The organism is uncultured Parabacteroides sp. (genome assembly GCF_905196875.1).
GTDB lineage: Bacteria > Bacteroidota > Bacteroidia > Bacteroidales > Tannerellaceae > Parabacteroides.
The window spans coordinates 65619-80226 of record NZ_CAJJWO010000003.1; the positions used below are offsets into that span (position 1 = coordinate 65619).

Consider the following 14608-nt stretch of genomic DNA (forward strand, 5'->3'; position numbering starts at 1 on the left):
CACCTTTTTTCTTTATTTCTTTACCGGCGGATAATCCAGCGTATAATGTAATCCCCGGCTTTCTTTCCGTTCTATCGCCTGTCGCATGATCAGATAACCGACATTAATCATATTACGCAGCTCACAAATATCTTTGGAGGCAACCGAGCGTTTGAACAAACTTTCCGTTTCTTCGTAGATGATGTCCAGGCGATCCCAGGCACGTTTCAGACGCAGGTCGGAACGGACGATACCTACATACGTACTCATAATCTGGCCGACTTCTTTGACACTTTGGGTAATCAATACCATTTCTTCCAGGGAGGTTGTGCCTTCGTCGTTCCATTCAGGTATGTTTTCCTGGTAATCCAGCGAATCGATAATGCTCAGGCTATGTTTGGCAGCTGCATCGGCATAAACAACCGCTTCGATCAGCGAGTTGGAAGCCAGGCGGTTGCCACCATGTAAACCGGTGCAGGAACATTCGCCGACGGCGTACAAACGGTCGATAGACGAACGGGCGTCGAGGTCGACCTGGATACCTCCGCAAAGATAATGGGCGGCCGGAGCTACCGGTATATAATCTTTTGTAATATCGATACCCAGACTCAGGCATTTCTCGTAGATGTTCGGGAAATGTTTTTTTGTTTCCTCCGGATCTTTATGCGTAACATCCAGATAAACATGATCGTCGCCGCGGGTATCCATTTCGTTCTTAATAGCACGTGCCACGATATCGCGCGGAGCCAGCGAGAGACGTTTGTCATATTTCTGCATAAATTCCTTGCCGTCTTTCGTGCGAAGCACGCCACCATAACCGCGCATTGCTTCGGTGATCAGGAAAGACGGACGATCGCCCGGATGATATAATGCGGTGGGATGAAACTGTACGAACTCCATGTCTTTTACCGTCCCTTTGGCACGGTAAACCATCGCAATACCGTCGCCGGTAGCTACCAGCGGATTGGTGGTTGTCTGGTAAACGGCGCCGACACCTCCTGTTGCAATCAGCGTAACCTTTGACAGGAATGTATCGATTCGTCCGTTCGGCTCCATGATATATGCGCCGTAACATTCGATGTCAGGCGTCTGGCGGGTAACGGTCACCCCCAGATGGTGCTGTGTCAGTATTTCGATGGCGAAATGATTCTCAAATACAGTGATGTTAGGGTGCTTTTGGATAGCCTGAATCAGACTGTCTTGTATTTCGGCACCTGTGTTGTCTTTATGATGCAGAATGCGGAATTCGGAATGACCTCCTTCGCGATGCAGGTCGAAGTTCCCTTTCTCATCCTTATCGAAGTCTACACCCCAGCTGATCAGTTCTTTAATTTGTTGAGGGGCGTCGCGCACTACTTTTTCTACTGCGCCGCGGTCGCTGAGCCAGTCGCCCGCTATCATTGTATCTTCAATATGCTTGTCGAAGTTGTCAACGATCAGGTTTGTTACCGAGGCGATACCTCCTTGTGCAAAATAAGTGTTGGCTTCTTCCAGATTAGTTTTGCATACCAGGGCTACTTTTCCTTTATTGGCTACTTTTAGAGCGAAACTCATTCCTGCAATACCGGAACCTATCACTAAGAAATCGAATCTTTGTACCATAAGACATTACTGTTTAGAGCGCCAAAGTTAGGAATTAACTTTTATGGTTGTACTATTCCCGGCTGCCTTTCGGTTAAAAAGTCCGGAAATACTTATTCTTTTGCTATTTTTAAAAGAAAAGCCATAAACATTCGAAGGCTTCCCCTGTTTTAACTACGCATTGGATATCCGGCTTATTATTAATACTTAAACGTTATAAAAATGAAATCTAAAGTTTTACTGTTAGCTTTAGCCTCTATGTTGGCAGGCGGGGCTATGGCACAAGATTGTACATTCTTTTTCCCTACGACAAAAGGTACTCAGCTGGTGAAAAAGAGTTATGATGGAAAAGGCAACCTGTCGGGCGTGATGACTTATGTGGTGGATGAAGTGGAAAACAACCAATCCGGTCTGGAAGTCGACGCTGCCTATGTATTCACCAATAATAGCGGAACAGTTATCGATAAAGGCGAGCTGGAAGCTTTTTGCCAGGATGGCGAATTCTTTATGGATATGAAAGAAGTCCTAACCAATCCGTCTTTTGTTTCTACAACCAATACCGCACTGGCTGCTACCGACGCTGTGATTAATTATCCGAGCGTATCGAAAGGAGCTTCTTCCGGCGATGTCTATTTCGATGATGCAGTGATTAATATTTATTCGAAGAAAAATCGTAAAGATAGAAAGAACATCTCCATTTATGATCGTGAGTATGTAACGACAGAAGAAGTTACGACTCCGGCCGGTACTTTCGACTGTACGAAAGTCAAATTCAAAATCAAATCACGTTCCCCGAAAGAAACGATCGAAGGTTATGGATACGAATGGTATGCTCCTAATATCGGAGTGGTACGTACCGAGCAATACAATAATAATAATGTGTTGCAATCTTATTCTGTACTTGAAGAGGTAAAATAAGTAAAATATATTCCTTTTTGGAATTGTTTGACCGGTTTAAGTGGATACGCTGTTGCTGTGAAGCGGCGGCGTATTTTCTTTTCCCCTGTTAGCTCTCTTTCCTTCTGTTTTCTTCTTTAAATTGGGTTGGAGTCATTCCTTTGATTTGTTTAAATATGGTACTGAAATACCGTTGATAAGTGAAACCTACTTCATAAGATATTTCCGATATGTTCAAATCCGTTTGTATAAGCATCAAAGAGGCTTTCTCTATCCGGATTCTATTGATGTAATCGTTAACGCCCATACCGGTAAGAGCTTTTACCTTGTTATATAAGGAAGCACGACTCATGGTCATCTTTTTCATCAGATAGCTTACATCGAGGTCCGGGTTGGCCAGATTATTATCTATCAGTTCATTCATCTTCGACATGAAATGTTCGTCTACATTGCTGATTGTGGTCTCCTGTGGCAGGAGCAGGGTAGAAGATTCCTTATATTTTTGTTTGATGGCTTCCCGGCTTTTCAGCAAATTAAGAATGATAGTCAGCAGGAAGTCTAATTCAAACGGTTTCGGGATATAAAAATCCGCACCGAGCTTATATCCTTGTGCAGTACTTTCCTGGTCGCATTTGGCTGTCAGCAGGATGATGGGGACATGGCTGATTTCAATATCGTTCTTTATATTCTTACAAAGTTCATAGCCGTCCATCCGGGGCATCATAACGTCGCTGACGATGATATCCGGTTGTTTGGCTTTCGTTATTTCCAGGGCGGCAAGACCATTTTCTGCAGTATAAACCTGCTTGAATATATCTTTGAACGAATCTTTCAGGAAAAGCCGGAGTTCATCTTTATCTTCTACGATGAGTAAAGAATATCCGGCACAGGAAATTCCGGTCGCGGACAAGTCTAATGGTATAGATAGATTTTCGCTAATCTCTGTTTCCTGTACCTCTTGCTGTCCGGAGTTGGTGCTATCGGTCAATGCGGGTAACTCATAATAGAATGTAGCTCCTCTGTCCGGATTGTTATATGCACCTATCCGCCCTCCATGCATTTCAATCAATATTTTGGCATAAGATAAACCGATTCCGCTACCACTCTTATTATGTTCACCTTGATAAAAACGGTTGAAAAGCTTTTTGGGGTCCACATTTTGCAGACCGATACCCTGGTCTGTGACGGCGACTCTGACATAGTTACCCATTAGTTGGGTCGATATTGTTATCTGTGTCTCCGGTTCACTGAATTTGAGGGCGTTCATCAGTATGTTGGAAAAAATAGTCTGGCATTTCCATTCATCGAACCAGATTGAATCAATCTGAGTATCCAGCTGATATATCAGCTGGATACTCTTTTCCTTTAATTCAGTATTGAAATCTTCGGAGACGGATACTATCCATTTATTTAATGGATGAGGCTGTTTTTGTAAAGACTTTTGCTCCGTTTTGATACGGTTCAGGTCGAGAACCATGTTAATCAGATTTTTCATTTTTCTCGACTGTTTGTAAATAGTATTTAACTGTCCGTGAATAACTTCAAGATTCAGATTCTCATGGCTGGTATCGATAAGTCTTTTCAACGGGGCGTAAATGAGTGTAAGGGGAGTCCTGAGTTCATGGCTAATATTGACCAGGAACTGTATCTTTTCTTCGTTCATGGCCTGTTCATGTTCTTTCATTTCCCACTTCAGCCGGTTTTCTTTTTTCTTCAGGATAATATATACCGTGATGGAAATGACTCCTATGATTAACAGAATTATGCTGAAAATAAAAAGGTTACTTTTATACCAGGGGGGAGTGATATGGAGTGTGAGTATCTTTTTGGGCTCGCTCCATATCCCGCTTTTCGTATTGTAGGATGCAATAATCGAATAACTTCCCGGGAGTAATACCGGTAGGTTTAGTTTGTTATTATAAGATTCGATGTATTGCTCGTTTGCCCCTTCTATTTTGTAGCGGAACATTGTTTTTCTGAATATATCTTTCTGATTTATATTGAATACGACCGATAGAGATGTATAATTCCAGGGAACCGTTATTGACCGTTGAGTTGCATCGAACTCTTTCAGATAAGTGCTTCCGTTGAATAGAATATCGGATAAATCAATTTCCGGTTGAAGATCGTCATTATAGGAGATATTCTTATCTATTTTTACCAGTCCGTCGGTTCCTGCCAGGTAGATGTTATTTGTTTTGGACTGTTCCTGGTACATAAACAGGATTTCATTCGGTGAAAATCCGTCGGATTCGCTCCAGATAATAAATCTTCCTTCATCGATAACATACGAAAAGAGCATATTCTGTGCACCTATCCAGAGACGTTCTTTATCGTCAAGGAAAAGATAAGACACGTTATTGAAAAGCCGGGTATTGATTCGGTGTAATACTTTCTCATTCAGATTGTAATAACTGAGTCCCTGGTCGCTTCCTATCCAGAGGGTCCCTTTTTTATCATAACAAAGAGTATGGATCGTTTCATTCGGCTCAGTGGTGAATAGAAGGGACAGGCTGTCGTTCTCTTGTAATGTCTGTAAGACATAATTCTCTTTTATCATGAAAATAAGCGAATCGTCCGCATAGGTCAGGTTCAGTGCTTCCAGGGAGAAATCGGTTTCTTTTGTTTTTAGGGTAGAGAAGGTCTTTGTCTCAGGATAGTAGATATGTGCACTGAGCGATAAAATATATATTCTGTCGTTGCTGACTTTATGCGCTAGGGGCATAAAGCCGTAATAACATTCTTCTGTATTGATCTGGTTGTTGACAATGGTAAATGGAGTGTATTTTCCCGTTTTCTTGTTGAAAACAACTATTCCCTGATTGAATAACGATACTAGAAGTTCTGTGTCGGATAAGCCGGTGATGGAAGTCACCTTATCGCCGTAGGTGAAGGTGAATTGTTTGAATGTATCGGTAAATGGGTTGTATACATTGATCCCTCCGCCGTCTGTCCCGATCCATAAAAGACTGTCATTGTCTTCGTACAGGCTGGTAATGGCTTTTTCGCTTAATCCGTTGGTGTTGTTTAAGGCTACGTCTTTGAATGTCTTGATATAAGTTTCTTTAATTCCGAATATACCGCCTCTCACGCTCCCTGCCCAGAGGTTATTTTCATTATCCATATAGAGAACAGTGATGGAATTGACGGGAAGTGAATTTACATCTCCCGGAACGTGTTGTAAGACGGTAAAATCTTTAGTGTCGGGATGATAAATATTGATTCCTCCTCCGTCTGTCCCTATCCATATGTTTCCGTCTTTTTCCAGAATGCAGAGAATGATATTGTTACTTAGTTTAGAGTCTTCGCTTTTGTAGTGGGCGATCAATTTCCCTTTCGGATCGTAGCAGAAAAGTCCCTGTCTGTATGGTGATAGATAAATATATCCTTTTTCATTGATAAAAATGGCGGATACGGTATTGGTAAATGGCAACGAGTTATCTTTATAAATTTCGTTTGTCGTATAATTATAGGTGAGTAGCCCATGTTTCTTTGTATTCAGTAATACTTTTCCTTCTATTTTTAATATGTTGAGAATCGAGTATTCTCCGCTTTCCCGTAGGTGATTTTCCGTATGAAGAAGGATACGTTCGGTATTTTTGTTTTGGTAGTCGAACCGGTAAAGTGTTTTTTCTCCTCCGAAAAGAATCCCTCCGGGTATACAGAGATAAGAAAATATCTTTTCTTTTATGATCGGGTCGAAGTGGTTATAGTCCGGATTATATTTAACCAATCCCTTGTTAGTAGAAACCCAAAGATTATTGAGTGAATCTTCCGCAACAAATTGTATGTGGTTACCGGGAAGCGAATATTTATTGTCTTTTTCGTTGAAGAAGCTTTTTAGCTCATGTTGGTCGTAGCAGTTTAAGCCGGATTTTGTTCCTATCCATAATATTCCTTTATGGTCACATAGAATAGAGTTGATGCTCGATTGTGATAATCCCTGCTCGATTGCTATTTGTTTGAAGTAATAGCTGGCGTTGTTACATTGTCCGATACCAGGTAAAAGACAGAGTAGAATAACACATGCTATGTGTGAAAAAAACTTCATAATTCAATTTTACTTTTTTACAAATATACGGCTAAACAATGAATTTCCCAACAAGGATAATAGCCTGAAGAGTGAATTTGTATTCAAAATGTTGATTGCTATTTATTGATTAATAAATGATTATACAATAGAGGAATACTTTTAGACAGGATTTGATGCCCTTTTTGAAAGCAGACTATACATTTGTCGGCATATCTTAAATTTGAAATCAGATGAAAAAAAATGTAATTATTATGCAGAAAGGACCACCTCCGTCTAATCGATGGATTCTTGGAAAAATGATTGGTGATTTTGACTTTAAACTAAAAATACGATTAAACTTATGAATCAAGTACAGGCTAAGTATAAGCTGGTAGGTAGTCCTCTTCAAAAGGTCGGCGTACTGTTGCTGCTTATTTTGTTTATACGACCAGATGTACAGGCTGAGGCTAACAGTCCAGCTCTTACTTCCGGTCTGGAGAGTAATGTTCCGTCCATCACCCAGCAAAAAGGACAAAAGAAGCTGGTAAAGGGAACGGTCAGCGACGATGCTGGCGAATTAATGATAGGAGCCACGATTTCTATCAAGGGAACGGCTCAGGGAGTTCTTTCTGATATAAATGGGAATTATGAAATTGAATGTACGGACAATGATATTCTTCAGGTTTCTTATCTGGGCTATACGCCTCAGGATATAAAGGTTGGTAACCGGAAAGTCATCAATGTTGTTTTGGCTTCCGACAATGTTCAGCTGGAAGAGGTGCAGATCATCGCTTATGGAACCCAGAAGAAGTTGACTGTGACCGGCTCTGTTTCTTCGATTGACACAAAAGATTTATTAAAATCGCCCACATCCAGTATCGGTAATATGCTGGCCGGCTCTGTTTCGGGTATTTCAACCGTTCAGTATAGCGGACAGCCCGGAGCTGAAGATCCGGAAATATTTGTCAGAGGTATTGCTTCTTTGGATGGCGTTCGCTCACAACCATTGATTCTGGTGGATGGGGTGGAACGTTCTTTCTTTCGCATGGATCCTAATGAAATAGAAAATATTACTGTTTTGAAGGATGCTTCGGCAACGGCCGTATTCGGGGTGCGGGGTGCGAATGGAGTTATCCTGGTAACGACACGCAGAGGAAAAGAAGGACGTACGGAAATATCGCTGTCTTCTTCAGTCGGTATCAGTGAAGCAATGCGTGTTCCGGAAATGATGGGAAGTTATGAACATGCCAAATATTTTAATGAAATGCAATTGAGCGACAATCCCGATTTGGGTCCCAATGATTTGAGATTTTCGCCTTATGTATTGGATATGTTCCGGACGAATGCCGATCCGATCATGTTCCCGAATACGAACTGGGAAGATTTGATGTTTAAGAAAGTATCTTTACAAACACAGCATAACCTGAATATTTCGGGGGGAACGAAAGATGTGAAGTTTTTTATTTCCCTGGGGTATCTGTATCAGGATGGTTTGCTGAAGAGATTTTATGAAAGTTATAATCCGAACTATAAAAACAACCGTTATAACTACCGGGCGAATCTCGACATTAACATAACTAAGAGCACTACTTTGAAATTGGGGTTGGGGGGCCGTCTAGAAACAAAGAAGGATCCTAAGTTCGGTGAACAAAATAATTTGTGGATGGAGATTCTCCGCGTACAGCCATTCTCCAGCCCGGGCTTTGTAGATGGAAATCTGGTTCAGATTAAAAACCGTTATATTCCGATGACAATGCGTAACCTATTCTCCATGTATTATGGAAAAGGATACACAGAGGCTTCTCAAAATACGATGAATCTGGATATGGATTTAACACAGAAACTGGATTTTATCACCAAAGGCCTTTCTTTTAATATTAAAGGAGCTTACAATACCTCTTATACGGGAAGTAAATCATGGAACGGCTCGATGGAATCGTATACTCCGGTCTATAAATCCAGTCTGACCGATCCGGGATTGGCTATCGATGATCCTAATTTTGATCATACGATTGTGTATCAGCTTGAAGGTACAGCGAGTGCTTTGTCCGCTTCGGAGGACTGGAGTACCAAGACACGCGACTGGTATGTGGAGGCCAGCTTACATTACGACCGTACTTTCGGGGACCATAAAGTCGGCGGCTTGCTTTTGTATAATATGACCAAACAGTATTATCCCAAGGCTAATACGGATATCCCGAAAGGATATTTGGGATTGGTTGGACGTGTCACCTATACTTATAAAGATCGCTATCTGGTTGATTTCAATGCTGGTTATAACGGTTCGGAAAACTTTGCACCGGGTAAACGGTACGGATTTTTTCCGGCGGCTTCACTCGGTTGGGTGATATCGGAAGAGAAGTTTATGAAGCAGGTAGATTTTATCAGCTTTCTTAAATTAAGAGCTTCTTACGGTCTGGTAGGTAACGATATATTGAATGAATATAAACGTTTTCTGTATTTGCCGGACTCATATTCTGCCAGTTCGGGCGGATATTATTGGGGAGTGAATACGCCGCAGGCTTATCCGGGTGCATCGGAACTGATTCTGGGAAATCCGGATGTTACCTGGGAGAAGGCTGCCAAGCAAAACTACGGTTTGGATATGAACTTGCTGGATCAGCGTTTGAGTTTCTCTCTGGATGTATTTTTGGAGAAACGTAAGGATATTCTTATCCAACAAAATACAGTTCCGGGATTCGTTGCTGCCGACCTGCCTGCTGTCAATTTAGGAAAAGTGAACAATAAAGGATATGAAATCTCTTTGGGATGGAACGGTAAAATTGATAGTAAGTTCCGCTACTGGTTGAAAGGAAACATTTCTTTCTCCAGAAATGAGATTGTTTATAAAGATGAAATTCCACAGAATGAGCCTTATATGTATGAAACAGGGCGTTCTATTGGTTTGAATTACGGATATGTTTTCGACCGTTTCTTCGAGGCAAAAGACTTTAATGAGGATGGCTCGACAATCACGGGAATCCCTACGCAGTCGGGAACATTTAAACCGGGTGATATACTGTTCAAAGACCTTAATAATGATGGAGTAATTGATGGGGATGATAAAACTTATTTCGGTTATGGGGAAAATCCAGAATATATTTTCGGCCTGAATGCCGGATTCGAATATAAGGGGTTTGACTTCTCGATGAATTGGACAGGGGCAACTAACGTTTCCAGACGTTTGGAAGAAGACTTTACCCGTCCGTTCAATACCGGTGACGCTCCCCTGATGAAATGGATGGTCGAGGAACGTTGGACAGAAGAGAAAGGACAATCGGCCCAATTTCCGCGTTTTACCCAAACCAACAGAATGCATAATTCGCAAATGTCGGATTTCTGGGTGAGAGATGCTTCTTATCTGCGTCTGAAGAACCTGGAGATAGGATATACGTTGAATGCGGATGTGTTGAAGAAAGTCGGTATTCAGAAACTCAGGGTGTTTGCCAACGGATATAACCTGCTGACATTTGACCATCTGGGATTTATCGACCCGGAATCAAAAATCAGTAATAAGAACAAGTATCCCAATACGCGTATTTACAATTTTGGAGTGAATGTAAATTTCTAATGATACAAATAGTATGAAAAGATTATTAATACCAATATCTATAATAGCTGCCTCTTTCTATTTCGGTTCATGTAATGACTTGAAGATAGGCGATGATTTTCTGGAAAAAGCCCCGGGAGCAGATGTAACGTTGGATACGATTTTTGCTTCCAAGCAGTATGCCGAACGTGCGCTGGCTGCGGCTTACAGGCATTTACCCTATGGGGTTATGTACAGTTGGGACCCTGCCGAAGATAAACTGGGAGTGGACCTGCTTGAATCGACAACCGACCTTTGCCAGTCTTACCTGGGATGGGGTTGTGGTGCGGAACGTCATTATTATAACGGACAATATAATGCATCTGTTGCCGACACCTATGATGTAATGTATGCTTACACAAAAGAACGTAGTTGGGAAGCCATTCGTAAAGCGTATATTTTCTTGGAAAACGTAGACCGGGTACCGGATATGACAGCAGAAGAAAAGGCTATCCGTAAGGGGGAAGCCAAGATGGTGATAGCGGTACAGTACACTCAAATGATGCGTCATTTCGGCGGCTTGCCTTTGATTGATAAAGCGATTTACCCGGGCGATGACTATAATTATCCGCGTGAAACTATTGAAAAGACGGTTAACTTTATCGTCAATTTGTGTAATGAAGCGGCATCCGTACTTCCCTGGCAGGTATCGGTGGAAGAAGACGGGCGCTTTACCAAAGCTGCTGCACTCGGATTGAAGGTGCGTGTGCTATTATTTGCCGCGAGTCCTTTGTTTAATGACAACCAGCCTTATCTGGATGGCGAAGCCAGTACGAACCTGATGGTTTGGTATGGAAATAAATCCGATCAACGCTGGCAGGATGTTGTGGATGCCTGTAAAGAATTCGAACAGGCGAACAACTCGGGTTCTTATAACTACCAGTTGGTTGAGACAGGGGATTACCGACAGGATTTTCAGGATGCATGGTATAAAAGAAGAAACGGTGAGGTATTGATTTCTACTCGTGTAGCGTATACTTGTCCGGATATTTGGGATGGGAACTTTTATTTTATGCAGTCGGCTGGCTGGTATGGTTGTAGCTGTCCGACATTGAATTATATGGATATGTTCGGTAATGCCGACGGTTCGTCTTTTAATATAGACTGGGATAATATACCCCAGGGCGTCAATCCGTTCGAAGACAGAGACCCTCGGTTGTATGAAACTCTTGTTATTAACGGCGACAAATGGCAGGGGCGTACAGCTGAAACCTATATCGGTGGGCAAGAACAGAAAACAGAAAATGATACGCGTTGCCGTACCGGTTCCGTTATGCGTAAGTTCCTTCGTGAACATGATTATGCCACTCTGACCGGTTCGGTTATTCACTGGCCTTATTTGCGTCTGGCTGAGATTTATCTGAGCTATGCGGAGGCTTTGAATGAACTTGGACGTACGGGTGAAGCTTATGAGTGGGTAGACAAAGTCCGCGGACGAGTCGGTTTACCGAAATTACAGCGTAATCTGTCACAGGAGCAATTCCGTGAAATGGTACTGAATGAACGTGCCGTGGAATTTGGTTTTGAGGAGATCAGATGGTTTGACCTGGTCCGTTGGAAGCGTACGGAAGATTTTACCAAACCTCTGTATGGTGTAAAAATCTGGAGTCAGGCAGATGGTTCTTATAAATATGAAAAATGGCAGTTGGCCGAACGTTATTGGAAGAAGAATTGGTCGCCCAAATGGTATTTGTGTGCATTCCCGCCTGAAGAGATTAATAAAGGTTATGGATTGGTCCAGAATCCGGGATGGTAATTCATTTGATAAATCATAAAAGCAGGTTATGAAAATAATAAAAGAAATATATGTAGCTACATTTTTGTCTGTGTCTGTTTTCTCGTATGCACAGGATACAAAAATGATAAACCGTGGATTCAATTTATCCGGGCGTAGCGAAGAAAGTACGGCGGCAGTTTCCACGATATATATGGATGATTCTAAAACGTCTGATATTAATCCGGCTAATTCCCTGTATGGAAAACTTCCTGGATTGTTCAGTCTGCAAGGCTCGACCGTAGCATGGGATAATGATCCGACAATGTATGTGAGAGGTCTTGCCACGATGGGGACAGGAACCCCTTTGGTTTTGATCGACGGTTTTGAACGCCCCCTCAGTTCCTTGTCACAGGATGAGATAGAGAGTGTTACGGTTCTGAAAGATGCTGCATCGCAGGCCTTGTATGGTGTACGGGGTGCAAACGGTGTCATTCTGGTGACTACCAAACGCGGTATTTTGGAAGGAATGAAAGTGCATGCAAGCTATCAGTTCGGGATAAATACTCCATTTCGCCTCCCTGATATGGCGGACGGATATGCGTATGCATTGGCAATGAACGAAGCTTTACGGATGGACGGATTGTCCGCTTTGTATAGCAATTCTGATCTGGAAGTTTTCCGTACGGGTTCCAACCCGGAACTTTTCCCGAATGTGAACTGGAAGGATGAAGTCTTGAAGAATAAAGGGACGACTCATCAGTTTAATGCTTCTTTTACCGGGGGAGGAAAGAATGTGAGTTATTTTGCCGCAATCAATTACATCGGTGATAACGGTTTTATGAATGAGAACTATTTCAGTCCGGATTATTCCAGTCAGATGTCATGGGATAAACTGAGTGCTAGGGCGAACCTCGATATTAATGCGACAAAACTCACGCTGGTAAAATTGAACTTGTTGGGTGAATTGTCGCAACATAATCGTCCGGCAACGGAGTATTCGACTTTGTTCCCGATGATCTACGATGTTCCGGCAGCGGCTTTCCCGGTAAAGACGGGTACAGGTGTATGGGGCGGTGATAATGTGCGTAAAAATCCTGTTGCAGAATCGGTAGCTAAAGGTTTTTCCGTAGGAAATGACCGGGCTTTATATGCCGACTTGCGGATTATTCAGGACCTGTTCGTTCTTACTTCCGGTTTGAGTGCAGAGCTTGCTATTGCTTATGATAACCGGGCCAGCTATTGGGATAATAAAACAAAGAATTATCTGTATGAAAGTTTGCAGCCGGTCAGGGATAACGGAGGTACTATTACCGACATAACCCGTACACGTTACGGACAGGAAACGGATTTGTCTTTCAGTTCCAGCTTGGGATATCAGAACCGTGTAACCACATTCGAAGCAAAAGTCAATTACGAAAAAAACTGGCAGGATATACATCAACTGAATGCTGTGGTCATTTATCATCAGGAGGAAAATTCCCTGAAAGGAATTAATAATACGTATAGACGGCAGAGTTATATGGGAAATGCAAGCTATGTTTATAAAAACAAGTATCTGGCTGATTTGGTGTTGACTTATTCCGGTTCGAGTGTGTTAGGAAGTTCTGATAAGTATGCATTTTTTCCTGCTATTTCTGCCGGGTGGATCATTTCTTCCGAAGACTTTATGAAAGAAGTTACACCGATAGATTATCTGAAAGCGAGGGCTTCATGGGGTATTACCGGAAGTGACCGGTTTGCTTATGATTATGATAAATATTATTTCAAAACGGGCATCAGTTCCTATTTTTTTGGAGATAATAATAACTCTGTATCCGGTAATGGCGAGTTCCGTTTGCCTAATTTGAAATTGAAACCGGAAACAGCCTATAAGTTTAACTTCGGTGTCGATATGGAAGTATTCAAACGGTTGTCTTTATCAGCGGATGCCTTTTATGAAAAGCGGACGAATATTCTGGTGAACTCCTCTGCTATTTACTCTTCCGTGTTGGGAGTCAGCACGCCGATTTTGAATGATGGTGAAGTTAAGAACTATGGATTTGAAGCCGGCCTTTCCTGGCGTGACCGTATCGGAGATTTCACCTATATGCTGGCTGGTAATTTCACTTTTGCCCGTAATGAGATTGTAAATATGGACGAAGGATATAAACCGTATGATTACCTGAAAAATACAGGAAACCGGATCGGGCAGTATTATGGTTTGGAGGCTATCGGTTTTTTTCAGGATGAGGCAGATATAGCGGGCAGTCCTGCCCAATCTTTCTCCAATGTGGCTCCGGGCGATGTAAAGTATAAAGATCAGAATGGTGATAAGGTGATTGATGATTATGATAAGGTGGCTATCGGTTACAGTACTGTTTTGCCGGAAATTATGTACGGGTTTTCAATTGGATTGGGGTATAAGAATGTGAGTCTGAAAGCAGATTTCCAGGGAGTAGCCAACTATACGTTAGTTAGAAATATGTCAAGTATGTACCGTCCTTTGGTCGGTAATAAGAATGTCTCTCAACATTATCTGGAAAATCGCTGGACACCGGAGAATACCAATGCCCGGTATCCGCGTCTGACTACCAAACAGAATGATAATAATTTCAGGGAAAGTTCTATCTGGGCTGAAAACGGCAGTTTCCTGAAACTGAGAAATGTAGAATTGGCTTATACTTTGCCTAAATCATGGGTAAACAAGATCAGACTCAGCAATATCAACCTGTTTGCCAGAGGTATGAATCTGTTTTCATTTGACCATGTGAAAGATATGGACCCGGAGCAAATGTATGCTACCTATCCATCTTTCAGATCATATAACATTGGATTAACTCTTGATTTTTAAAAA

At 42.1% G+C, this 14608-nt stretch carries 6 protein-coding genes; 4 read left to right on the forward strand and 2 right to left on the reverse strand.

All coding sequences use genetic code 11. The features are described 5' to 3' along the window. Positions 1 to 12 precede the first annotated feature (12 nt). Positions 13 to 1581 (reverse strand): L-aspartate oxidase, encoded by a 1569-nt coding sequence (gene nadB, locus QZ076_RS01885; RefSeq protein ID WP_293709791.1) that lies wholly within the window; start codon positions 1579 to 1581, stop codon positions 13 to 15. A gap of 201 nt (positions 1582 to 1782) precedes the next feature. Here nadB and QZ076_RS01890 point away from each other — a divergent pair, with 201 nt between their 5' ends. Next, positions 1783 to 2478, forward strand: a complete 696-nt coding sequence (locus tag QZ076_RS01890) for a hypothetical protein (RefSeq protein WP_293709793.1) — start codon at positions 1783 to 1785, stop codon at positions 2476 to 2478. An 88-nt stretch (positions 2479 to 2566) separates the two neighbouring features. Here QZ076_RS01890 and QZ076_RS01895 read toward each other — a convergent pair whose 3' ends face one another. Further along, positions 2567 to 6508 carry a hybrid sensor histidine kinase/response regulator transcription factor gene (locus tag QZ076_RS01895; protein ID WP_293709795.1) on the reverse strand — a complete coding sequence of 1314 codons (3942 nt, stop codon included), beginning with the start codon at positions 6506 to 6508 and terminating at the stop codon, positions 2567 to 2569. 322 nt (positions 6509 to 6830) lie between these two features. Here QZ076_RS01895 and QZ076_RS01900 point away from each other — a divergent pair, with 322 nt between their 5' ends. From QZ076_RS01900 to QZ076_RS01910, 3 genes are read left to right on the forward strand one after another with little or no spacing between them, the layout of a single operon-like run. Next, complete coding sequence (locus QZ076_RS01900; RefSeq protein WP_293709797.1) at positions 6831 to 10040, forward strand: TonB-dependent receptor; 3210 nt, start codon at positions 6831 to 6833, stop codon at positions 10038 to 10040. Between the two features lie 13 nt (positions 10041 to 10053). After that, positions 10054 to 11814, forward strand: coding sequence for a RagB/SusD family nutrient uptake outer membrane protein (locus QZ076_RS01905; RefSeq protein ID WP_293709799.1), 1761 nt, complete (start codon positions 10054 to 10056; stop codon positions 11812 to 11814). Positions 11815 to 11842: 28 nt separating this feature from the next. Beyond that, positions 11843 to 14605, forward strand: a complete 2763-nt coding sequence (locus QZ076_RS01910) for a TonB-dependent receptor (protein ID WP_293709802.1) — start codon at positions 11843 to 11845, stop codon at positions 14603 to 14605. Positions 14606 to 14608 lie beyond the last annotated feature (3 nt).